Raw genomic sequence first — 24,044 nt, forward strand, 5'->3', positions numbered from 1 at the left:
ACAGCAAGGAACAGAAACTATACTGCTTTTGAAAATCATTTAGGATTCCTAGCAGGGATGCCGCGGTCAAACCGCGGTAATTAGTGAGGATGATTTAACAAGAAAAAACTTAAAGCGGATGGAATAGCACTATTGAACGAAAATAATTATAAATTTAAAGCCTATTAACTAATTTCCAAAAGATGTCCCATTTTTTCCTTTTTAGTTTTTAAATACCCCTGACTCTCTCTCGTCGGATCAATCTCTAAAGGAATACGCTGTGTTACCGTAACACCAAAATTTTCAATGGCGGCAATTTTAAGTGGGTTATTGGTTAATAATCTTATGTTATCAATTCCAAAATGCTTTAATATTTGATAAGCAATAGTGTAATCACGATTATCCACTGGGAGACCTAACTTACAATTTGCATCCACCGTATCCAGACCTTGGTCTTGCAATGCGTAGGCCTTTAACTTATTAGCTAAACCAATACCCCTCCCTTCTTGGCGCAAATAAATTAATATACCTCCTTCTTCAGCAATCTGTGCTAATGACTGGTCAAGTTGCTTGCCGCAATCACACTTACACGAACCAAAAATATCGCCGGTAATGCATTCAGAATGAATACGCACCAGAGGCACGCGATTTGCATGCTGCGCAGGTTTCACTAAAGCAAAATGTTCCTTTAAATCCAACTCATTAGCAAATACGGTCATATAAAAGTCCCCCAGATCCTGTAAGGGAATACGTGCGGATGCTGCTTCACTCACCAACATTTCATGACGGATTCTGTAGTCGATTAAGTCTTTAACCGTAACTAAAGGAATATTATGCTGTTGTGAAAAACGTACTAAATCATCAAAACGGCTCATGGTGCCATCTTCATTAATAATTTCACAAATCACCGCCGCAGGAGTTAACCCTGCAAGTTTCGCTAAATCAACACTGCCTTCAGTTTGGCCTTGTCGTTCTAGGACTCCTTTTTTTCGAGCACGTAAAGGAAAGACATGCCCAGGAGAAATAATATCTTCAGCAGTGCTGGCCGAATTAATGGCGACTTGAATTGTATGAGATCTATCTTTTGCTGAAATCCCAGTCGAAACGCCCTCTGCTGCTTCAATAGAAACAGTAAAAGCCGTGCCATAAGGCGATTTATTCTTTTGAGCCATCATGGGTAGCTGCAATTTGTCTATGAGCTCTTCTGCCATTGACAAACAAATTAAGCCACAACCATAACGCGACATAAAATTGATTGCTTCAGGAGTAGCATGCTCTGCGGCGATGATTAAATCACCTTCATTCTCTCTATCTTCATCATCGATTAGGATGATCATGTTACCGGCTTTTAGTGTTTCCACTGCCTGCTCTATTGTTGCGAGTAAATACTTCATAAACGCGACCTCATTTAATGCAGAGTAGATTGGCCTTCTTGCCAATCGATACATGCGATCATATTATCCCCCATAGCCTTCCATGAGACAGTATGTGGACGATTAAATATCTCTTTTTGCTGGTATGCAGAAATTGCATTTGGCTCCAAAATGGTTGGAACGAGATATAAATAAGTTCGATGAACTAATCCTTCATGATGTAAAGCGCTAAAAATAGCACCACCGGCCTCGACCCAAACATCATGATATCCCAATTCACCTAAGTGCTGAATTACCGCAGCTAAATTCATCCCACCCTCCATCATAGGCATTAAATGCATACTACTGTTTGGATAAGTAACTTGCCGCTCGTCACAATGATAAATGTGACAATGAGCAGCTGTTGAGAAAATGCTTGCTTCTTTATTAAGTGTTAATTGCCTATCAATAATGGCTATAGGCTTTGCTCTTTCTTCATTTCCTAAGCGCACATTCAACTTAGGATTATCTAGATGAATTGTGCGTGCACTAGTCAGAATTACATCTGCTTCTGCACGCTTTTGATGGGTAAACTCCCCACAGAGTGAATTCGATAACATTACCCGTGCGCCAACTGATCGACCAATTTTACCATTTAGGGTATGCGCCATTTTAACTGTTATTCGTGGCTTTCGGGTTAAAATCCAATGAGTATAACTTTTATAAAACTCAGTAATTTCATCTACTGGGTAATAAGTTACCTTAATTCCTTGAGCACGTAACTTTTCAGACGAATTATTTTGAGTCACAATGGGATTAGGATCAGAATAAGCAAAAATAACATGCTCAATTCCCCCATGATTGATAATTGCATCAACACAGGGAGGAGTTCGTCCCCAGTGGTTGCAAGGCTCAAGAGAAATATAAAGACTAATTCCTGGTGTTTTAGGTGGAATCTGTGCTAACAATAATGGTTCAGCATGTGGAGTTCCTGCTCCACGATGGCTTGCCTGTGCTATAATATTTCCATTTTGCACAGCTACAGCTCCAACACAGGGATTGGGGGCGCAAAAACCTAGCCCAAGTCGGGCTTGTTCGAGTGCTGCGAGCAAAAATTTTTTATGCATTGATGTACGGTAACTTTAAACGCTGTGCGAATGATAACAAATTATTCAATTTTTGAGTAGCCTAATGATTAGATTGAAAATTAAAAACTATGTTTTGGGGATGCTTCTGGCAAGCACTTTAATTCAACCTGTCGCGGCGCAAGGGTTGTCCCCCTATTCCACAAGTGAGCTGGAACAATTAGAAAAAGAATTTGTTCAGCAAATTAATCAATCAGATAGCGTAGAACGTAATCCTTTAGCCACTCAATACGTGAATCATATAGGAAAAAGCTTAGCAACTCATGGACGCATTAAGACGCCTGACTTTTTTATTGTGAAATCACATGAAATTAATGCCTTTGCTGGTCCTGGAGGACATATAGGAATTAACTCGCAGCTCATTTTAATTACCCATAATGAAAGCGAATTAGCTGGGGTAATGGCTCATGAGATTGCTCACGTGCGCTTACATCACTTGTATAGTGCCATCGAGCATCAGAAACAAATGCGTATCCCTATGCTTGCATCCTTACTTGCTTCCGCAGCTTTAGGTGTGATTAATCCTACAGTGGGAATGGGCGCGATGATGGGTTCCTTATCTGGTTTTAATCAGGAAAATATTAATTTTACGCGCTCAAAAGAAAAAGAAGCAGACCGAATTGGTATTGATATGCTGATTAAAGCAGGCTATAACCCTCACAGCATGGCTGCCTTTTTTAAAAAAATGCAGGAAAACTCACGTTATTATTATACTGCCAATGTGCCAGCTATCCTGCGTACCCACCCTATAGATTCAGACCGTATTGCCGAAGCGGAGAGTCGCACTACTCAATTTACCAAGAAGAGCTATCCGAGTTCTACTGATTACGCTTTTGTTAAAGAAATCATTCGCAATGCAGTGGCCTCTGATCCTAAATTATTATTTGAATACTATACCTATCAATGCCCCAAAGTGAGTCCCATGAATGCTTGCCAATACGGGAAAGTACTGGCGCTATTAAATACAAATCAATTTACTCAAGCGCAAGCTTTACTGGCTCCGCTATTAATCCAAAATAATAATCTTTATTTTCAAATTGCCATGAGTCAGGCAGAAACAGGATTATCCCAGCATCAAGCAGCCGTAAGCCGCATGGCCGAAATGCAAAATAATTACCCGAATAGCTATGCCGTACTTATGGCCCATGCCCAAGCCTTATTGGCAGCAAATCAAAATGCAAAAGCAACCAGCATATTACTGAAAGGCAGTCGGCAGTACAAACACGACCTCCCTCTTTGCCGAGAGCTGGCTCGGGCACAGGCCAAAACAAACCAAAAAGGTTATGCTTATTTTACGCAAGCACAGTGTTTGTTACTTGAGGGACAAAAACGAGCGGCAGTGGCACAATTGAAAGTAGCTCGTAGCCTGGCCAAGAATGATGAATATTTGCAGGCGAGAATTACAGCTAAGATTGATGAAATTGTTAATTAAGCCGTAGATTGGGCCCGAGGCCCAACCTACAATAGGGAAAGAGTATTACGTACTTAATCCCGAAAATTCTCATACTGCATTGGCAACTTAATTTCCGACTTTTTCAACAAAGCAATTGCTTCTTGAAGATCGTCACGTTTCTTACCTGTCACGCGCACCTTATCACCCTGAATAGAACTTTGTACTTTTAACTTAGCTTCTTTCAAATACTTCACAATTTCTTTGGCTGTAGGCTGATCAATCCCCTGCTTAAAAGTCATATTCAAAGAATAAAATTTACCACTATGTACCGGCTTATCTTCCATATCTACGCCTGACGCATCCAAATTACGTTTGCTGCAATGATTACGGAACAAATCTTCCAATTGACGCACTTGGAAATCCGATTCAGCACGTAAAGTGACGGTAAGCTCTTTCAGCTCAATGCTTGATTCAACCCCACGAAAATCAAAACGGGTTCCCATTTCACGCACTGCGTTATCTACAGCATTGCGTAGTTCTACCTCATTGGTTTCTGAAACGATATCAAAAGATGGCATAAGATTCTCATTCGAATTAAAAAAGGTAATTTAACAAAAAAAGCGTTACGGCACCATATTAAATCCCTTGAAGATGGTGCACTTAACTAAAGCAGGTATGGATACCTGCAAAGTGCGGTGGTTGAAAAATGAGTAATCGGCATGGTAATTCTTCCACAAAACGTCTCTACCTAAATAATAGTTCAACAGCAGGTTATTTGTTGTTCAAATTATTGACAACTTGACGTAAGTGAATCTAAACTTAGAATAGAGAGTAGCCTTACCTAAAAGGTCCCAACATGAATGAGCAATACACCGCATCTATATACTGTGGCGAAGAACAGATTGCTAACCAGGCTGGGAATGACATTGATGCGCTTTATACATGGATGCTCACCCAAGGAAGCACGCACATAGGAAACATTCATGGGGAAATAGTTGATAACCAAACCCAAAAAGTTATCCGTACCTTCCGTAAATCCGCGATAGAATAGACTCTATTGACTAAAAATCATAAGCACTTAAAATGCCCGCTATACTCACCGTGGTTTATTTAAACCCATAAAAATAAAGTGTCTTATGTCGCATCAATCTATCTCTTCATTTAAACTCATTTGGTTATTAAGTTACATTTCTATTGCCTCTGTATCCGCAACAATTATTACCCCTGCCCTTCCTCTAATTCAGCAGTACTATGCATTGAACCCCGGAGCTGTAGAATGGTTGGTTTCGGCATTTTTGATTGGGTATACCATTGGACAGCTGCTTTATGCTCCGCTTGCTAATCGTTATGGTAGTTTAAAAGCTTTGCGGTTAGGACTAATAATTAATTTATTAGGAACGCTTGTTTGCCTAATAGCTCTTTCACTTAATAATTATTGGCTGTTAGTCCTTGGACGCTTAATTACTGCTTTAGGGGCTGCCAGTGGATTAGCCTGCACATTCATGCTGATCAATGCGTGGTTACCGGAAGAGCAACGCAAAACAGCCATGGCATATTCTGTACTTTCCTTTGCTCTAGGCCTAGGAGTTGCCGTAGTTTTAGGCGGTATAATTACTGACTTTTGGCAGTGGCAAGGATGCTTTTGGTTTTTATTAATTCACGCTATTGTGGTTTTGTGCGGCACTTATGTTTTCCAAGAAGCAGCTTTTGTCTCCAAACCAATTCACGTTCTGACAATTATTAAGGATTATATGGCCGCCTTATCCTCACCCAAGCTGGTTGTTTTTTCCCTAGTTGTAGGGAGCTCCACTGCAATCTCTTATTGTTTTTCGGCGGCTGGCCCCCAAATAGCTAAAGATTTATTGGCCTTATCTCCTGCGGAATATGGGTACTGGAATGGAGTTAACATTATTGGTATGCTGGCAGGTGGCCTCATTGTAAAGCAACTTTTAGCACGCTTCTCAGCAATTCAAGTTATTGCTATTGGTTTTCTTGGCATTGCCTTAGGCATTATGAATTTATTTTTCATGTGGACAATAAACAGTCACTCATCCTTATGGTTTTTCCTAATCGCCTCCAGCTTTTATTTATTTAATGGTCTATTATTTTCCAGTGGCTCATTCATTGCCTCAAATGCCCTGGATGACAAAGCAAGTGCAGCAGGAATGATGAGCTTCCTTAATATGAGTTTTGCAACACTCTGGGTGATTGTGATGGGCTATTTAGGTGTAAATCCTTTACTCAGTTTTGCAGAAACCTTAAGCTTAGTATGGTTACTTGTAGTTGTCTTAGTGTTAATCGAAAAACGAAATACAAAAGTGGGAAGTTATATCAGCGAGGAATCCTAAATCATGGCTACTTTTATAAGTCGGCCGTTGTTAGGTTTTATAACTTATACAGCCTTTCATGGGGAATAAGTGAATAACTGGGATTCCTTCGCTCAGGAAGAACATGCTAACGAACAACCCAAGAGGTCCGCAGCACGGACCTATGGATTGCTTTACCTTGTTCGCAATAACCTCTTCGGATTGAAGGAAGAAATCTTACGGAGTGACCCCCGTGCCTATTTGGTTTTCTTCCTCTGACTCCGAACTCGAATCTGTCCTTATATCGTTTATCTGAACTTTGAATTTATTCGTTATACTGCTTTGTTCTTCAAGTGAATTATTTTCTGACTTTATTTCAACTTCTTCAGATAGTACTTCTTCTTCACTATGTTCCTCAAACAAGCCAGCAATATCATCTATATCGTATTGCTCCTCATCGTCACTATCCAAATCATCAAAGTTAAAATCGCTAAGGTCAAAAACAATGTCAGGTATTCTGATCTTATCTAACAAGCTTTGTAGCTTATTACCAATTCGTACAACACTAGAAAAGTTCTCCTCACTCTCAAGTTTTTCCCTTTCAGCCTCAATGAATTTAGCATAGACCTTATATTGCTCTTCATCTGTCTCTTTCAAGTCAGATAATTGCTCCTCTAGCTCTTTAATAGTCTCCATACATTCATCTTTTTTCATCGTCAGTAACTGCTTTTCATCGTATTTTAATTGCTTTTTACCAAATAAGTCTTGGATATAATTAATGAGTAGATTTATTGTAGTAGAGAATGAGCGATACTGATCTTTCTCTTTGCTCTGAACAATTTCTTTTGCTTGTTCCGAGAAAGGCACCTCATGATACTGTAATACTCTTAGTACATCTAAGTTAGTTCGTTGAACAGACAACGGAGACATAGACACAAGTTTTAATACGTCCTCAGACATTTCAGGATTTGCGTCAATTAATTTCTTTAATGCATAAGGTTGATTATGTTCTATCGCTTTCAAGAAAAAATCCAGGAGCTGTTTTTCATCAAGCGGTTGCTTGTACTCACGTAATTGATCTAACAATACTTGAATACATTCTGTATTACCTTTCTCTATGGCCTGTTCCATTGCAACATGAGCGGCATCGACCATATTTTTCGTCATAAAAATGTGTAAGTAAATTTCTTTTGCTTCCTCCTTACTCATTTTTTCCGTAGACAATTTTCCATTCTCCATATTTTCGGTCACAAGTTGATCGATATATGCCTCCTGGGAAGGTTTAATCACATCTAAAACTCGCTCCAATATTTTCGGATTTCCTCCCTTTGCCGCGAGTACTATAAGATAACTGAGATTTTCTTTGGTGTAACATTCAGAGAAATATTTTTCAACTTGTTCATAAGCCTCTAAACGACCAGCCCCAATTGCAATTTCAATTAATAATTTTAATTTTTCAGCCGGTTTTGATTCCGCATTAATTTTATCTAATAAAGGACCTAGAGCATTATTATTATTATTTGAAACGGCATGTTTTGCAGCCGTAAAAATCGTTTCGGAACTAGCATTACTCTGAGTAATTAAGCCCTCTATAATTTGCGGATCTGTAACCACAGTGGAGGCAATAACAAGCGTATCAAATGTTTTAGAACCCAGTTTTGCAGTTGCTTTTTTGGATGGTAAATGATGCTTATAAAGCTCTTGAATATCCGGAAAAGGGACTTGTCTGGAAACGGCACCGGGATTTCGAATCACGTGCACTTCCATACCTAAGTTTCCTCGCCCGTAACCAAAAACTTCTTTATGTAACTCCTTGACTAAGGCTTCTTCTGATGCAAACTCTTTAAATCCCGTAGCATAATTAGGATCATAAACTCGATATTTATCGTTGACTTTACGTACTGAAATAGCATGGTTAATGCTTTGTACTATCATTACCTCATCGTTTTGAAGCCCTATTTTAGCAATAACTTTGCTCCATTCCTTATCCGCGGCCGCCAGAGCAAAATCAAATGAGGACTCCATTGATTCCCCATTAATTTTTAGCATCTCCATGCTTGTGGACTGAGTTTGGCTTAGATCGTACTTGCTTGGTTGATAAGCCAGCAATACTTGGCTTGCGAACAATAAAATGGAGCCCGGTTGCAATCCATATTTTTCTTCTTCATTCAGTTTTCCATCAGCAATTATTTTAAGTACTTTAAAAAATTCAGCCTCTTTTTCAGGTCCTTGCAATGCATATTGAGCATAAACCATAGCTAAACCGTTACACACCCCCCCCTCATTAAAATGAAATTGAGCAGGAAAACGTAATTTTTTAAATTCCCGATTTAAATTTTCTATTAATAAATCTTGGCCTAAATAACCCATAATGTAACCTCTCGAGAGCTTTGGACTTCAAATACCAACCATTCCGTATAATAATTATACTCCCAATGCCTAATAAATAACAATCCCCAACTCGACTTTAGAAAAAGAAATTTCCTTCGATAGCAGTTACAGTAGCTTCAATTGGCATTGCTGTAAAAAGTAATGTGCGGAGGAGTCATTAGGATTGGTGGAGAGTATTTGCTCGAAATAACTCATTGCATTGTGATACTGCTTTTCCTCATAGCATTTTAAAGCACTAGCAAAGACAGAGGCAGCATTTTCCTTCAGCTTTATTTCTGCAGGGCTATTGTTATTAAATACTTCATAAATAGCTACGGGTAAACTTTTCCCCTTAACCGAAGTTAATCCTAATGAACGCACATGATAGTTCTGGCGAAATTTAAGTTGTTGGTAGGTTTGTCCACTAATAAGTAAGTCGATATTAAAATCACGAGTTAAAGACTCAACGCGTGAAGCAATATTGACCGCATCACTGATCACACTGCAATCCATCCGCGCCTCAAAACCAACAGTTCCTACAATTAATGGGCCGGTATTAAGGCCTATTCCCACATTTACCGGAGGCAGGTTATGGCTAGCCCGCTCAACATTAAAGACATTTAAGGCATTTAACATATCCAACGCTGCATGTACGGCATCATCCGCATCGTCAAATAAAGCCATAATGGCATCGCCAATGTATTTATCAATAAAACCTGAATGTTTAACTATAACCGGGTCCATATAACTCATTAAGGTGTTGACCAGATTAAATATTTCAACTGAAGTTAATTGCTCAGAAAGGGCCGTAAATGATTTAATATCCATAAATAAAACCGTCATGACCTTCTCTACACAATCCCCCACCCTTATGTCTGCAATATTTTTGCGATTAAGCATTTTCAAGAAGTTCTGAGGAACAAAACGCGCCACAGCATCCGCATTTTGCTGTATTTCTATGAGTTTACTAATGAGTTCATCATTAAGGACGTGCACTTTTTTCTCAGCAATCTGCAACTCCTGAAAATAAAAACTAGTCCGCACCATATAACGCACACGATAACCAATTAAGTTTGCATTCAAAGGTTTCGTCGTGAAATCCGTAGCACCTGCCTCAAAGGCTTTGTTAATGGATTCATAATCTTCCAAGCCGGTAACCATCATAATTGGCGTATACTGATGATCTGCTAACTTGCGGATTTGTGCACAGACTTCAAAACCATTTAACCCTGGCATTTCCACATCCAATAAAATCGCATCAGGTTTGGTTGTATTTAGGAGCGATAAGGCTTGCTCACCATTTTCTGCCTGTATAATCGAGAAGCCTGTTTTAGCTAATGCATTACTGGTAAGCAAACGCATCGTAGCACTATCATCTACAATTAAAACCAACACATTTTCTTTGTCCATCGCGTCACACAGCCTTAGAGATACAAATGGTGGTTAAATAATTTGCGATGCTCTCTAATTCAATGACTTGATCTACAGCGTCTATTGACTGAGCAACTGCTCCCATTCCAAAAACTACAGCACTTCCTGGCCCTTGAATTAAAGTATGCCCATGAGCTTGTTTTAATGCCAATAAGCCTTCAGCACCGTCGTCACTCATGCCCGTTAAAAGTATTCCAATCGCTTTTTTACCCGAAACTTTAGCCACTGATTGTAATAAGGCAGTAATTGAAGGGCAAAAACCATCACTGGAATCTCCCTCAACAAGCTTACAAATCAACCGGTCATATTCTCGCCCAATTTGTAAATGTATTTTATCTGGTGCTATATAGACAGTTCCATTTTCTAATAGTTCGCCATTTATTGGGACTTTCACTTTAAGACTTACATTTTGCTCTAGCCATTGAACAAAGCCGCCGATAAATCCATTACTCATATGCTGAACAACGACAATAGGTAGAGGAAAGTTAGGGGAAAGATGGGATAAAATAGCTTTTAATGCCATAGGTCCCCCCACTGAAGCACCGATAGCGATTATTTCATAATTCCCTACTTTGACTTTATGCTCGTGCTTAGTTACTTTTCCTTTTTTATCGGTAAAAGATTCTTTCAATGGCTTTTTAGTAACTCGAATTTCTGAAAGGCTACGCAAAGTATCAATAATATAGGCGCTTCGTTCTTTAAATGAAGGAGAAAATATATTAACTGGTTTTGCCAACGCGGTTAAAGCGCCCGCCTCAAGGATATGAAAGGTGGCATTAATCGATTCATCACTTACGGTTGAGCTAATAACAACAATGGGGGTTGGATAATGCGCCATAATAATACGCGTTGCCTCAAGCCCATCGATGACGGGCATTTGGATGTCCATGGTAATCAGATCTGGTTTTAATTTGGCGGTTAATTCTATTGCCTCTTTTCCATTCTTGGCAACGCCAACCACAATCATATCGTATGTAGACTCAATAATATGCTGAATTAAAGCAACTTCGGTCGGTGAGTCATCGACAATTAAAACTCTTATCATAGGCAATAGTTCACTTATATTTATAAATACACATCACCCCGAACCCACGACATCCTGAGGAGTTTACAACGAAGGAGCTTTAGAATGTGGCACTTTACTCCTCGTTACATCAGCACCACATTCAAGAGATCCTCACTGCGTTCTAGCTAGCGTGCCTAGTGTTAAAACAGTGCTTTTTTAATAAGTTCAGCTGAATTTAAAACAAAATTAATTTGGTTACTTCCGGATAAAGTAGCGCCGGTAACACAAGGTATATTGGTTAACGGTTCTTGAAGTGGCTTCAAGACAATTTCCCGTTCCCCAATAATTTCATCCACAAGTAAGGCAATTCGCTCTTGGTCCTTATGAATCACAACTACTGAAAAATACTCTTTTTCTTGTATTTTTTCATTAAGATGCAATACCTTAGATAATGAGCATAGCAAAATCGGTTGCTGATTGACAAGCACTGCTGGACTTCCCTCTACTTCAATAATATCTTGGCTTTTCAACAAAAATACGCAGTCCACCGCACGAGTGATAAGGACAAATAATTGATCACTACAGGAAATAATCAATCCTCGCTCAGTGACCAAAGTAATCGGTACTTGTAAACGAAAATGTGTTCCTTTGCCAAATTGACTTGTCACAGTGACTTGGCCTTTTAATTGCGCTAAATTAGAACGAACTACATCCAACCCCACACCACGACCAGAAATATCTGTGGCAATATCTCGCGTAGAAAAACCTGGTCGAAAGATTAAATCAAGAGCAGCTTCCGGATTCATCCCCTCTAGCTCAACTGGGCTAATGATATTTTTTTTCAATGCAGATAGGAGGAGCGCTTCCGGATTAATCCCTGCGCCATCATCTGAGATTTCAAAAATAATTTGGTGATCCTCCTGGCGCACTTCAATGAGGATGTTACCTTGTGCTGATTTACCTACAGCTTGGCGCGTCTCCGGCCGCTCAATCCCATGATCAATAGCATTACGTAACAAGTGCACTATTGGATCTTTTAAACCATCAAGAATCATTTTATCAATTTTGACATCATTGTTGATAATGTCGAAATTAACTTGTTTTTTTAATCCATGTGCTAAATCACGCACCACTCGCGGCAAGTAACGCAATTGCGCGTCAACCGGAATCAAACGAATTCGCCGAACCTCATCCTGTAGTGAGCCAAGTAAAGTAGATAATTCATTAATCGGTGTGCGCAACGCGCGTTGCATCGTATGCATGGAATTATTGATTTCAGTTAATTCAGTAACTGGTGTAGAAAATAAGGCATTAAAACGCTCGTCCTCATTAAACAGAGTTTTTACATTCGCTAAATTCTTTTTCCAGGCGTGCACAAAATAATCTATTTTATAATTTATTTTGATTAAATCAGAATAATACTCATCAATAATAATCTTAATTGCTTGAAGTTCTTCCATATCAGCAGAGATACGATCTAGATTTTGGAGGGAAACACGAATGGATTCAAATTCACCTGTTCTAAAGCGTGTATCTAATGTTTTTGTATTTTCTGCCAGAATTCCTTGAGGGGGCTCAATAACTGCTTGCGGCAATTCCGCTTGAGAATGTTCTGTATAGTATTTAAGTTGATTCAAATGGCCTTGCAGGTCAAAAGTTGAGGGTATATCTTCACTGTAGCAGCGCATTGCTTCATTCATGAAATCAATAGACTGTAAGCAAAGATCAATAATTTCAGGAGAAATTTCAATACGTTTCTGCTGGATTTCTGCAAATAAGGTTTCTATCTGATGAGCAATTTCCCCCACATCAATTGCCCCAATACTACGAGCAGAACCTTTAATGTTATGTGCTGCTCTAAAAATCACCGTAAATAAATGCTGACGATCGTCCTCACTGTTCTCCCTTTTTTCAAGCTGCAATAAACCATTAGTAATCGTCATTAAATTTTCTTGAAGTTCGCTTTTAAAGGTCTCAACAATTTTTTTTAAAAACTCCCGTTCGGAAGTGCTCTCAGAAAAAACAGGTACAGCTGATGCAACTTTCTCTTCAGCTACCTTTTCCTCTATATCAGCAATACGTGCTTGGTGTCGAAGTTGATGTATTAATTCACGCAGAGTAATCGACGCTTGTTTTTTCGCAATAAAATCTCCCAATGATTCACGCATCCCCTCTACTGCGTTGTGTGTTAAGGTCACAACTTCGGGTGAAATGGGCTCTGTAGGCATAAAAAGCTTTTCAATGCATTCAGCAATAGCGCCTAAATCATCAATGCCTATAGAAAGTGCTGAAACTTTAATATTACGCCCTGAACGTGAAATTTCGGCGGCGATTTGGTTTAACTCTGCCTCTGGCGTATTTTTTTGAATTTTTTGCAAATTATTAATAATTACTGAAATCAATGACTCAAGTTCGGAACTAAAGGTTTCTATAAGCTGTTTTAGTAATGAATCGTCTAGAGTCATAATAGTTCCTAAACTTTATAGATGTTTACATCGTCTTTAAGATGTTTGGCGATTTCATTTAACTTATGAATGAAATCCATCATTTCCGTTAACCCTCCAGAGAAAGTAGAGGTCGTTCGATTAATCTCATTCATACTTTCAACAATTTGCTCAATCCCAACTGCTTCCTGGCGGATGGCAACTTCAATATGCTGGCTTGAAATAGATGCTTCATTAATCATTTTACTTAAAGTTTGGATAACTTCCCCTGCTTTTTCAATCAACTGCATGCCAGATCCTAAAGATTTAGCCCCTTCTTCAGTTACCTCAACCGCTTTTTCAGTTGTCCGGCGTATATCTTCAAGAATTTTTTGTACCTGAACAGTGGATTGCTCTGATTGCTCGGCCAGATTTCTTACCTCTGTTGCTACCGCAGCAAAGCCTTTTCCGGCCTCTCCTGCCTTTGATGCTTCAATTGCCGCATTTAAAGCCAACATTTTAGATTGCTGAGCAAGTGTATTCACTACTGCCGTAATCTCGCCAATTTGTTGGGTGTGCGTACTTAAATCAAGAATCGTCTGAGCAATTAATTGCATTTTTTCTTCAGAAACTTTAATACCCTCAATACTTTGAGCAACCGACTCGCTCCCCCACTTTCCTTGTTCATACGTATTTTTTGCCACATCACGCAATGCTTGGGCTTTATTCATAGTTTGCTTAGAGCTTTTATCAATTTCCTCTAAAGAAGCACTGATTTCATTAATTGCTGAAGCTTGTGAATTAATACTTTCCGTCTGTTCATTTGCTGAAGTAAAAACCTTATCTGCCATGGCAACAATATCACCACTTACCTGAGTGATTTTTTTGGTAATTGATGCCAAACCATCGGTCATTAGATCTAAATCGTTCCCTAACTCATATAAAATGTCATCCTTATCTACACTTAGTCGTTCTCTAAGATCCCCTGCGGCGACTTTACTGCTGTACTCACTAAATTTTTTCGATGTATTCACTAATTGATCAAACAATTGCCGCGACTCCTCTTCCTGTTCACGGAGTTTTTCTTCATTTTCTTTAATTGCCTGTTGCATAGATTTAATCGAAAGCAACATACGACCTAGTCTATCCAAAGAAGGAATCTCAATTTCTATATCACGCTCACCCGCGGCAATCCTTTGAGCAATCTCAATCACGCGGTCAATGGGACCTGCTAAATAACTTAGCGTGCCAAGCGGGACAATAATGGTTAAAACAATTCCTAAAATTAATAACCCGTATGCAGAGCGGGTCAACGCATGTAAATTACGATTAATATACGTAGTATTTTTATCAATTTGAGCCACTAAGCTGTTGGTTAACCCCCCAACACGCTTGCCTAAATCTTCAGAGTAAACCCCATCAATTATATCAACCATTTGATTTTCAATGGGCCGAGTTACCTCGATGTGCTTTTTTAAAGCGCCAACAATATCTAAACTTCTAGGTGCATTAATTCCTGCCGACTGGGCTTCATATAAAGGTTCGTATAAATCTTTGAGCTGTCGCCATTCATCCAATATTTTCTCATTCCCCAAACGAGCTAGTCCCTCCTCCCAGCGTTGTTTTATTTCATTAATTTCACCCCATACATGGTTAAACTGAGCTCTATATTTCTGATCTCCGGTTACAATCCAGTCAACAACTAAATTTTGGGATTGAAAAACTCCAGTATCCAAAACCTGAGATAAATTCTCTTCATAAATTTCTTTGCTATAAAATACCACAGCATTAACTTTTGGTAGTAAGAGCATGATTAATAGCAACAACGGTAAACTCAGGGTTAAAAAGCCGATAATTATACGGGCACGGAGCGAAATAAAAAAACCCGAATTATTTACTTCCATGAACATCTCCTATCCTATATACGCTTTCTTTAATTGCTTGGTATAAACCGGGCATCAACACATTAATATTAAGAATGGCGGTCACTGATTGATGCAGTCCTAAGATGTATTCAGGATTTGCTACCTTTGTGGAAGACAATGGTGTACTTAATTGGTTAGGTTGATACATTAAACTCCCCTCAATGGAATAAGCAAGTATCCCTAGCATCATATCATTGACGCTCACAATAATAATAAACTCCCCAGCCTTTCCAGAATATTCTGGATGAAAAAATTTCATCAAATCAACAACCGTAATTAATGAACCGCGCCAGTTAATTACACCAACAACGAAATGAGGAATGCATGGAGGTTTTGAGACAGCGACATGATGTAAGATTTCACAAACATGCTGATAGGAAATTCCATAATGCTCATTTGGGCTCAGCTGAAACCGCACGTAGTCAATACCATATACATCTATTGCACTGACTTCTGGTTTGGCAAGTAATTCTGCGCGTGCTTTCAATATACGCAAAGCATCTGGGCTTTGAGGCATGAGTTCAGAAGCATGTTTTTGTAATTTAGTAGCCACGGCCAAAATCCTTTTTATTTATTATCGGTATCCAAAGAAAAATAAATTGCGCCATCATGGTGAAACACAAGATTGGTATCGGCTATGATAATTGGATCTGACGCCCCCAATAAAAGATAAGCTCCCTCAGCTAGACACTGACTTAATTTTTTCATGATTTTAACAACCAAATCATTCTCAAAATAAATTAGCACATTACGACATAATATTAAATCGACCTGATAAGTACCATTAATAATGGAAGGATAACTATTATCACTTAAATTGAGGTATTTAAAACGTACCATGTCCCGAATTGTAGAAGAAAGAACGTAAGTACGCTTCTCTTTGGTAAAATAATTTTGCAAATACACCTCAGGAATGGAACGCATTGACCATTGCCCATAAATGCCAGTCATTGCTTTTTCGAGTGCTGCCAAATTAATATCAGTGCCTAATAACTGTAAATCCCAATGAGCAATATTAGGAATTAGCTTCAAAAGAAGCATGGCAATAGTATAGATTTCCTCACCTGATGAACACCCTGCACTCCAAATCTTTAAGGTACGTGTATCTTGTTTTTGTTGGATCAGATTAGGTAAAAGTTCTTTTTCTAATAATTGCATTTGCGTTTTATCACGAAAAAAATAACTTTCCCCAACAGTAATTTCTGCAACTAAGTCCGCTAATAATGAGGAACTACTTGAACAATGTTTCAACTTATCTAAATATTCGTCGGGCGAGAAATTAAATTTAGTGCACGTCGCGGCAATAATCTTCGGTAAATCCCTGGCTTGATTGATATGTGTCACCAGGCCAAATCGTTCATGAATTAATTTAATAAAAGCAGGTTCAAGAGTTTTTATTTTATCTATCAAGTTAGTCATGATCTGGAGAAACCTGGCCCATTTCTTCCGTCAGTTTCAATGCAAAGAGCGATGCAACATCCATCAGCAATGAAACCCCATTATTAATTGTTACCGCACCGTAAAATGGTGAATGACTGCGAGTAAATTCTTCGTGTATTTCAATTTTGTTTTTATCAATCTCACCAAGCCCAATCATTCTATCAACAATAAGACCAAGACGATGTGTTCCATCAGAACACAACAAAATAGGTATGCTCAAAGGATAAGTCTCCTCGCGAGTTAATCCAGCGCAAATCCGCAAATCAACAACAGGAATGCATTTTCCATGTAAATTCATCAACCCTACAAGATAAATCGGACTTCCAGGAATAGTTTCCAAGAGAGGCAAAGGAAATATTTTTTCCACATACTGCAAATCCAAGCAGCATCGTATGTCTTGTAATAAAAAATGCAAAACTTTAATACAACTCATTTCCTTACCAACCATTTTGCACCGTATAAATTAGATTTCTTATCGTTATAGTTATAGGCTGAATCGGTTAGGCATACAAGATAATTTTTAAGCACGTACCTGTCCTAAAATCGTAAGTAATAAATGGCGCTTGTGCGGCTGATAACGATGCTCATAAAGATAGATACCTTGCCATGTACCTAATGCTAATTTTCCATCATGCACGGGGATGGTAAGACTGGTTTGGGTCAAAACTGTACGAACATGTGCGGGCATATCGTCCTTACCTTCAATCACATGCTTGAATAAAGGATCTCCATCAGGAACCAAGCGCACTAAAAAATTTTCCAAGTCCGTACGAACCTGTTGATCATAATTTTCACAAATTATTAATGAAGCACTAGTATGCTGAAGAAACAACTGACATAAGCCTTGCTGGACTGTTGTGTTCGCTACAATAGCGGCAACTTCCGTAGTGATATCGGTAGTCCCTCTGCCGGAAGTATCCAAGTAAATCGAATGTTGTTCAAGATTCATTAATTTACCTCGCTAATCAAGAGTAAATCTTGAGAAGTGTTTATCTTATTCAAATCCCGAATAAAGTGTTCATTGATCTGATAAAGCAAAGAGTCATTAGGAAGCATTTGGATATACCCCAGATCTTCTAATTGATTTAAAAGAGGCATAATTTCTTCAGATAAATCATAACGTAAGCGAGGAATGGAGGAATTCATAATTGCCATTTTGTCTACAACAAAGAACTCTCTAATCTGTGCATTCACAGGGTCATTAATATCTTTTTTAAATTGCTCCATAAAATGAGAATGAGCCTGAAACAACTCATTTAATGCCGTTTGTTTTTCATTTTTCTTTATCGAACTTGTACCGCTACCACCTAAAAATAATTGCACACAATATTGGCCTATCGCACCAATCATGCAACCCATAACTAGTCCGGCTGAAAAAGAAGAAGTCATGATTACTGTTTTCCTTCGAACGTTAACTTACACTATAATAATTTAAAATAGGTGCCGATTAAATAAGTGAGGATACCAAATGAGTATCGAACGATTTATCCAGGCCCAGCAAGGACAAGACTTTTTCCCTACCTATCTAGAGGCATATAAAGAAATTGCCCAGGGTCGCAAAACCAGTCATTGGATATGGTACATATTCCCTCAGCTGCAATCCCTAGGACATAGTTCAACTGCAAAGCACTATGGCATTGTGGATTTGCATGAAGCCTGTAACTATTTACAAAATACCATACTTTTTGAGCACTATAATGAAATTATCCATTTGGTTTTAAAACAATTACAAACAATACCCCTGAGAACCTTAATGGGGGGCAGCATTGATACTTATAAATTAGTTTCTAGCGTCACTCTCTTTCGAAAGGCAGCGTTCTTACTTAGTGAGGAAGGAGAAACAGGCCAGGATTATAATGAATTAATTCGCTGCTGCGATTTGGTTTTGCGCAAAACAGCAGATCAAGGCTATCCACCCTGTCAACATACTTTGGAATTTACCTAGATATAAAGAATTATTCGCCGGTTGGGTGATAAACCCAACCGACAATCCGATTACGTCCCTTTCGTCAATTGCATAAACTGCTCCAACTCACACACAGTTCCACCACAAGCGGGGATGTTAACCGGCTTGCCGTTATAAGTAACCCTAACCGTATGAGAGCCTGCATCACTTTCATAAAGCGAAAAATTAAGATTAGAGGCGTACGGAGGAGCCTGCTCTAAGGGTGCTCCTAAAAAGCTTAATGAGCTGGCAATAGTCGTATCATGAGCCGACAATAAGACATATTTTAGCTTGGATTGATTTTGACTGCCCTTATTAAGATAATTAGCAATATTCGCCATTATCTTACTACTATAAACACGAGCAACCTGTAGGGGGCGCTCTTGCGCCATAAAAGCCCAGTTACATGCATTAATAATGTCATTAACGTCTTGGGAACTTAATCCTTCAGGCATTGGTGCATGATGTATTTGATGAATATATAAGGTGTCACCAAGTAATCCCAAATCCTGCAACTTATTAATTTGCATCCCCGTTAAAGCACTCCAACGCGGATATCTATCTTTCAGTTCATTATTTTTTTGTTGCCACTCTTTAGTTGGATAAACATACTGTTGCATTAACTTCTCATGCACACGAGGGCTTACAGGTTGTACAATAACATCATCAAATTTATATGGTGCACTAAAAACCGGTATGGGTTGAAAAGAATGAGGTAACGCAGGCAGGGCAGATTCTGAAGTATTAGGCCCTGTTCCTGGGGGATACAATCCCATCAACAAGGACTGAGCGCTCATGAGTGTACGATCATAATCAGTTGAGCGAACATACATAGTCCCCGCTTCATAATGTTCTGGTAATAGATGTGTCTGCTCGACGTACTTTTTACGAAATTCCGTACCCAAATTATGTTCTTGTTGCATCCCGTCTGCGGTTAACTGCCCTAAGCCTGAAGTCCACTCATAATTTAAGCCTGGAATAGAAACTATTGGTGTTCTATCCCCATGGCGAATAATGTCCACGGCAAAAATAAGTGTCTCTGCTGCAAATAGCAATGAGGGGATACTGAGTAGTAGTGCGAGTGTCAGGCAACGTTTATAACCCATTTTAGCTCCTTAATTTTAATCATGGATAAAGTAAAATGGATCATACCATAAAAGAACCATAACCAAGCAAACAATATGAATTAAAAATAATCACAATGAATCATAAAAATTCAATACTATGTCTTTATTCATCTACACCCCTGCCTCACGGCATTGATTACGCGCAGTTTCCGGACAAGCAGTAGCACAATTGATAGTTTTTGCTTTTTGGCAGTGTTCCATGCAACGAGAAACTGTTTTTTTAACACATAACTCTTGTACCTCTAATTGAGATGCATTTGTGGTTAGTGCTAAGAAAACCGATGAAATCAATATACTTAGCTGATATCTCCTCATGGCAAGCCCCTTTATTAGCCAAACTTACTATAAATCTAGCATATTTTTCTTGTTCAAACTGGACAGATGGAATAAAATTCACACAATCCGTTCGCTAATAAAAAAAAGTGTCACTTAAGACTCTCTTAATCTTAATAAGTTACACTGCAGCCACAAAAAATGTAGATACTTTAATTATGCAGAGAAACAACCTAAGCCCCCAAAAATTGACCTTACAGCAAAGCACGAAACATTATTGTCTTTTTAAATCTTATAGCATACATCCTGATTATCTATTGTTATTAACTTCCAGCAAAAGGGCATTCTCATGAAAAGCCAATTATACTCGATCTTAAGTAAGTATCCCTTTGTTCATATTGATAAAGTTGGGGAGCTTACGATACTTGTTCCATTAACAGGAGCCAGGACCGTTTCTGCTGATTTCGTAGCCGGTGCAGGAAAAGCAACTTCACTTTATCTTTTCGGTGATAATACCTGTAGGTCAGACATAGAAAGGAAGGAGTTCTTTAATCCACCACACCAAAGCAACAAGAGGAGTTTTGATACCTTATTTTCTGAGCTTATTACTGAATTGAATAGCTTAATGCGCCTACAAAGAGTGCAAAAAGACAAAGAAGTAATTCAAACAATCATAGATTCATTAAAAGAGCAAAAAAAGGCAGCAGATAAACATAAAGAACAGAATCCAGACACCAATAAAATGCGCACAGATCTATGTGTAAGTATGCAAGGCTTTGTTGCTAAAGGTGAGTTTATTGTTAGATCAGAAGATGGTGTTAGACATCTCAATTTACCCAATATATTAAATTTAATCAACAAGGACGCGGACAAGGAGAAAATGGTTCCTGCAAGTTTTGCTCGAGACCCTAATATTTTCAATATCTTAAATGCTATTCCCCATGCTAAAGACAAAAATGCCTTAGAAAAGAGTATTTGCACAATCATAAAAGACAAAGGCCTCAATGCTTGTCAACATGAATTAACTCAAAGCCCCACCCAATTTTTTAAAGAACTGTATGCCGAATTAAAAATAACGAGCTATCCCGAATTAATCACTCAACCTGAAAATTTTTATGAGGTCTTAACAGAGAACTTGCATTTGCTTAATGGCAGGTATGAAAACTACAGCTCATATACTTTAAACGAATTAGTCGATACGATTAAGAGCATTTTTAAACAAACCCTACTCTTTGATCAATCCGATGAGGCTCAAGAAAAAAGTTTCTCCGTGATTTATCAGCAAACACTCTCATCATTTGAAACAATAAATAGAGCGAATGCAGAAAAAACAACTTCATTCAAATTATTTAGCCTTCAAACCTTTCTTTTTTTATGCGCCCTTCAGCTACGGTTGAAAAATCTAGATAAGGCAAAAGAATTTCTTTCCGCACTCCAAGATCCCAAAAAAGCTAAAGCATTAATTACGCAATTGTGTACCAAAGAATCTGAGTTTAAGCAGATGCTGGAAACAAAATATGGTATTTCTACTGAAGAATATGGAGCACTTATTGACTCAGCCTTTGAAATAATCTCTGACCATGTTGATGCACCACATTTTGATGAGCTCCGAGTATCCTGTCTTGCAGAAGAATTGGAAAACACTCATTACCTAGTCTTAGGAGGACGTCTTTGCTGGAGTACCGCGGAAATTACCGAAGATGGAACCATCAATAGTGAACAACAAAAAAAGCGTAAATTTAAGGCTAATTTCGAACAATTTTTCAATCATAAAGAAGCTTATCTTGAGCGCCGCGAACACCTCACATTACTCGATGAGCTGTTGAATGGAGAGGCCGGATTTGACGAAATCGCTCTACAGTCGCTAGAATATAACGCCCAGTATTTCTCTTACTCTCAAAAGATAAGTCTTTTAGAAACTGCTATTAATAAGAAAAAATATAAATGCGCTGAATTTTTAGTTAATAATGGCGCTCATAATGAAAAACTATTTAAGCTAGCCTTTGATCAAAATCCTCCACATATGCCGTTAATTGGAAGTTTTGCTCGTGCTAATAATAACTACCTGGGGCATTTTGCCACTGCAGACCAACTAGCCAAAGCCATCCGTGAAGATCGACTAGAGTTCGTTAAAATTATTTTCATGCTAGCACCTAACTTATTGGAAACCAGAATCGGGAATGGATGTACTCCACTCCTATATGCTTGCCAGGAAGGCCGAACAAATTTAGTAGACTATTTCCTGTCGATAGGAGCTAATTTTCTTGCGACTTCTACCGTATTCCTCTCCACTATCAGAAACTATGCTACAAAGCATAGTAATGATAAAAGACTAACTAGCTTACTTAGTGATTATCACTTACGAGTAAGGGAGCAACTTAATTCAGGTGAAAGTTTTCCATTGCTTTCTACTCCTGAATATTTCTTAGAGGCTCTAAATCGAGAGGAAATCCAATTAGTCGATGTATTGCTAGAATTTTTTCCTAATTTGAGAAATGAAATTACACTCGAAACGTTAATTAAAGCCGTGACGAATAAATCGCTTTCACGAGTTCGGGCAATATTAGAATTAAAACCTGAGCTAATTAATGAGAGGGATCAACATGGGAAAACTGCATTATTTCATGCCTGCCAATTAAATAATGTACCGATTGCCCAGCATTTAATGGAAAAGAGGGCAAACCTTTTTATATCGGATAATCAAGGCAAATTACCTCGTGATGCGACAGCAGAAACCAGATTACGCGATTTATTTATCCCCTATTACAGATTACTGCCCCGATACTCTGAACATCACCAGGCTATATTCACGCATGATAACTTAAGATCGGCAATTTTCCAAAATGACTTCAGCTTAGCAGATTGCATCCTTCAACTGTATCCCGAGTTTATCAACGATATCACACATCATGATCTATTTGATGCCATACGACTTAGATCGCTTGATGCGGTGAAATACATTCTAAATCGTAAAGCTGATTTGTTAGACTATAAAGATCCAAGAAATAAAACACCTTTTTATTATGCCTGTGAAACTAATTGTTCAGAAATAGCTGAATATTTAATGATGCTTGGTGCGAATGTCCATGCAGGGGAGATTATTACAGTTAAACCTAGTGCAACCAGCTATTCAGCTTATACGATACGGAGAGCCCAGGACCTCAATATGTGGCCAAAAATCAAACACCTCTTCGATACTTATATTGACCGATTACCCAATGTTCCAGTTAAGAACATTAATGCAGGCCATATTATCGATGCGATTGATGCGCGAGATTTATCCTTTGTTACCTATTATTTGAATCGCTCTCCTAAATTAAAAGAAGGGCTTAATGATGTGGACTTACAACATATAGAACAACAAAGAACGCAGGCAAAATTACACAATCGCTATATGCAATTAATCCATGTATTAAATAGAAAACGCGATCAATTCTCGTATTCAAATCGAGGCGATAGCCCTTATCAAACCATGGAGAAACTCAGCCAGAAATTAAATAATGCTGGGACTCAATTCTTTAAAACTCATATTTCTTCGGAGACGTTGAAACAATTTGAATCCACGTGTACTGAGGCACTTGAAGTAGCAAATCATGTATTGAGTACTCATAGAGGGTGGCATGGCTTCCCTCTATGGATGAGAGCAATTATCGGGATTATTGCAACAGCAACCTTAATTCCAGCAATTACTGTTCAAGCAACTACGACAAAAGGATATGTTGGAACATTCTTTAAATCTCATGAAACAGATTCAATAACGCTTACGAAGCGATTTTCCTCTGAATTTGAATCTATTAAAACTGAGTTGCTAAACGTTATTTAACCGTGGCCTTGAGGAAGGCGTAGCCGTAATCCAGGGATCTGAGTTTTATCAAGCCTCGATCCCCGAATTACGGCCGCCCCGCTATTAGGCTCCAATTCTTAAAATA

20 protein-coding genes are annotated in these 24,044 nt (G+C 38.5%); 5 read left to right on the top strand and 15 right to left on the bottom strand.

Annotated features, from left to right (window positions below):
• Window positions 1–164: 164 nt before the first annotated feature.
• Window positions 165–1,373 (bottom strand): 3,4-dihydroxy-2-butanone-4-phosphate synthase, encoded by a 1,209-nt coding sequence (gene ribB, locus E1P08_RS12535; protein ID WP_133137353.1) that lies wholly within the window; start codon window positions 1,371–1,373, stop codon window positions 165–167.
• Between the two features lie 14 nt (window positions 1,374–1,387).
• Complete coding sequence (gene ribD / locus E1P08_RS12540) at window positions 1,388–2,458, bottom strand: bifunctional diaminohydroxyphosphoribosylaminopyrimidine deaminase/5-amino-6-(5-phosphoribosylamino)uracil reductase RibD (protein WP_133137354.1); 1,071 nt, start codon at window positions 2,456–2,458, stop codon at window positions 1,388–1,390.
• Between the two features lie 100 nt (window positions 2,459–2,558).
• Here ribD and E1P08_RS12545 point away from each other — a divergent pair, with 100 nt between their 5' ends.
• Window positions 2,559–3,908: a M48 family metalloprotease gene (locus E1P08_RS12545; RefSeq protein ID WP_423202234.1), complete on the top strand. Its 1,350-nt coding sequence runs from the start codon at window positions 2,559–2,561 to the stop codon at window positions 3,906–3,908.
• Window positions 3,909–3,961: 53 nt separating this feature from the next.
• Here E1P08_RS12545 and E1P08_RS12550 read toward each other — a convergent pair whose 3' ends face one another.
• The gene (locus E1P08_RS12550) at window positions 3,962–4,447 is read right to left on the bottom strand and encodes a YajQ family cyclic di-GMP-binding protein (RefSeq protein ID WP_133137356.1); all 486 of its coding nucleotides are present in this window, start codon (window positions 4,445–4,447) and stop codon (window positions 3,962–3,964) included.
• A gap of 278 nt (window positions 4,448–4,725) precedes the next feature.
• On the opposite strand from E1P08_RS12550, the gene E1P08_RS12555 reads away from it, so the two are divergent.
• Both E1P08_RS12555 and E1P08_RS12560 read left to right on the top strand, forming a co-directional pair.
• Window positions 4,726–4,920: a hypothetical protein gene (locus E1P08_RS12555; protein ID WP_133137357.1), complete on the top strand. Its 195-nt coding sequence runs from the start codon at window positions 4,726–4,728 to the stop codon at window positions 4,918–4,920.
• Window positions 4,921–5,005: 85 nt separating this feature from the next.
• Window positions 5,006–6,217, top strand: a complete 1,212-nt coding sequence (locus E1P08_RS12560) for an MFS transporter (RefSeq protein ID WP_133137358.1) — start codon at window positions 5,006–5,008, stop codon at window positions 6,215–6,217.
• Window positions 6,218–6,412: 195 nt separating this feature from the next.
• Here E1P08_RS12560 and E1P08_RS12565 read toward each other — a convergent pair whose 3' ends face one another.
• The 10 genes from E1P08_RS12565 to E1P08_RS12610 all read right to left on the bottom strand — a co-directional run bounded on the left by E1P08_RS12565 (window position 6,413) and on the right by E1P08_RS12610 (window position 18,159).
• On the bottom strand, window positions 6,413–8,545 hold the full coding sequence (locus E1P08_RS12565) for a hypothetical protein (RefSeq protein ID WP_133137359.1): 2,133 nt from the start codon (window positions 8,543–8,545) through the stop codon (window positions 6,413–6,415).
• Between the two features lie 126 nt (window positions 8,546–8,671).
• Complete coding sequence (locus tag E1P08_RS12570; RefSeq protein ID WP_133137360.1) at window positions 8,672–9,955, bottom strand: response regulator; 1,284 nt, start codon at window positions 9,953–9,955, stop codon at window positions 8,672–8,674.
• Window positions 9,956–9,959: 4 nt separating this feature from the next.
• Window positions 9,960–11,021 (bottom strand): chemotaxis-specific protein-glutamate methyltransferase CheB, encoded by a 1,062-nt coding sequence (gene cheB, locus E1P08_RS12575; RefSeq protein ID WP_133137361.1) that lies wholly within the window; start codon window positions 11,019–11,021, stop codon window positions 9,960–9,962.
• Window positions 11,022–11,182: 161 nt separating this feature from the next.
• Window positions 11,183–13,447, bottom strand: coding sequence for a chemotaxis protein CheA (locus tag E1P08_RS12580; protein WP_133137362.1), 2,265 nt, complete (start codon window positions 13,445–13,447; stop codon window positions 11,183–11,185).
• Between the two features lie 8 nt (window positions 13,448–13,455).
• On the bottom strand, window positions 13,456–15,315 hold the full coding sequence (locus tag E1P08_RS12585) for a methyl-accepting chemotaxis protein (protein WP_423202228.1): 1,860 nt from the start codon (window positions 15,313–15,315) through the stop codon (window positions 13,456–13,458).
• On the bottom strand, window positions 15,296–15,883 hold the full coding sequence (locus E1P08_RS12590; RefSeq protein ID WP_133137364.1) for a chemotaxis protein CheW: 588 nt from the start codon (window positions 15,881–15,883) through the stop codon (window positions 15,296–15,298). The genes E1P08_RS12585 and E1P08_RS12590 overlap by 20 nt, the downstream gene beginning before the upstream one ends.
• Window positions 15,884–15,897: 14 nt before the next feature.
• Complete coding sequence (locus E1P08_RS12595; RefSeq protein ID WP_133137365.1) at window positions 15,898–16,749, bottom strand: CheR family methyltransferase; 852 nt, start codon at window positions 16,747–16,749, stop codon at window positions 15,898–15,900.
• Complete coding sequence (locus tag E1P08_RS12600; protein ID WP_242602453.1) at window positions 16,742–17,203, bottom strand: chemotaxis protein CheW; 462 nt, start codon at window positions 17,201–17,203, stop codon at window positions 16,742–16,744. The genes E1P08_RS12595 and E1P08_RS12600 overlap by 8 nt, the downstream gene beginning before the upstream one ends.
• Before the next feature lie 87 nt (window positions 17,204–17,290).
• On the bottom strand, window positions 17,291–17,719 hold the full coding sequence (locus tag E1P08_RS12605) for a secondary thiamine-phosphate synthase enzyme YjbQ (protein WP_133137367.1): 429 nt from the start codon (window positions 17,717–17,719) through the stop codon (window positions 17,291–17,293).
• Window positions 17,719–18,159, bottom strand: coding sequence for a hypothetical protein (locus tag E1P08_RS12610; RefSeq protein WP_133137368.1), 441 nt, complete (start codon window positions 18,157–18,159; stop codon window positions 17,719–17,721). The genes E1P08_RS12605 and E1P08_RS12610 overlap by 1 nt, the downstream gene beginning before the upstream one ends.
• Before the next feature lie 79 nt (window positions 18,160–18,238).
• Between E1P08_RS12610 and E1P08_RS12615 the strand changes: the two genes are divergently transcribed.
• Window positions 18,239–18,715: a DUF1810 family protein gene (locus E1P08_RS12615; protein ID WP_133137369.1), complete on the top strand. Its 477-nt coding sequence runs from the start codon at window positions 18,239–18,241 to the stop codon at window positions 18,713–18,715.
• Window positions 18,716–18,765: 50 nt separating this feature from the next.
• Here E1P08_RS12615 and E1P08_RS12620 read toward each other — a convergent pair whose 3' ends face one another.
• Both E1P08_RS12620 and E1P08_RS12625 read right to left on the bottom strand, forming a co-directional pair.
• Complete coding sequence (locus E1P08_RS12620) at window positions 18,766–19,821, bottom strand: histidine phosphatase family protein (protein ID WP_133137370.1); 1,056 nt, start codon at window positions 19,819–19,821, stop codon at window positions 18,766–18,768.
• 132 nt (window positions 19,822–19,953) lie between these two features.
• Complete coding sequence (locus E1P08_RS12625; RefSeq protein WP_133137371.1) at window positions 19,954–20,157, bottom strand: hypothetical protein; 204 nt, start codon at window positions 20,155–20,157, stop codon at window positions 19,954–19,956.
• A 307-nt stretch (window positions 20,158–20,464) separates the two neighbouring features.
• Here E1P08_RS12625 and ankF point away from each other — a divergent pair, with 307 nt between their 5' ends.
• A complete protein-coding gene (gene ankF / locus E1P08_RS12630) occupies window positions 20,465–23,938 on the top strand; it encodes a Dot/Icm T4SS effector AnkF/LegA14/Ceg31 (protein ID WP_133137372.1) in 3,474 nt (1,157 codons plus the stop codon).
• Window positions 23,939–24,044: the final 106 nt, after the last annotated feature.

The organism is Legionella rowbothamii (genome assembly GCF_900639985.1).
Classification (GTDB): Bacteria; Pseudomonadota; Gammaproteobacteria; order Legionellales; family Legionellaceae; genus Legionella; species Legionella rowbothamii.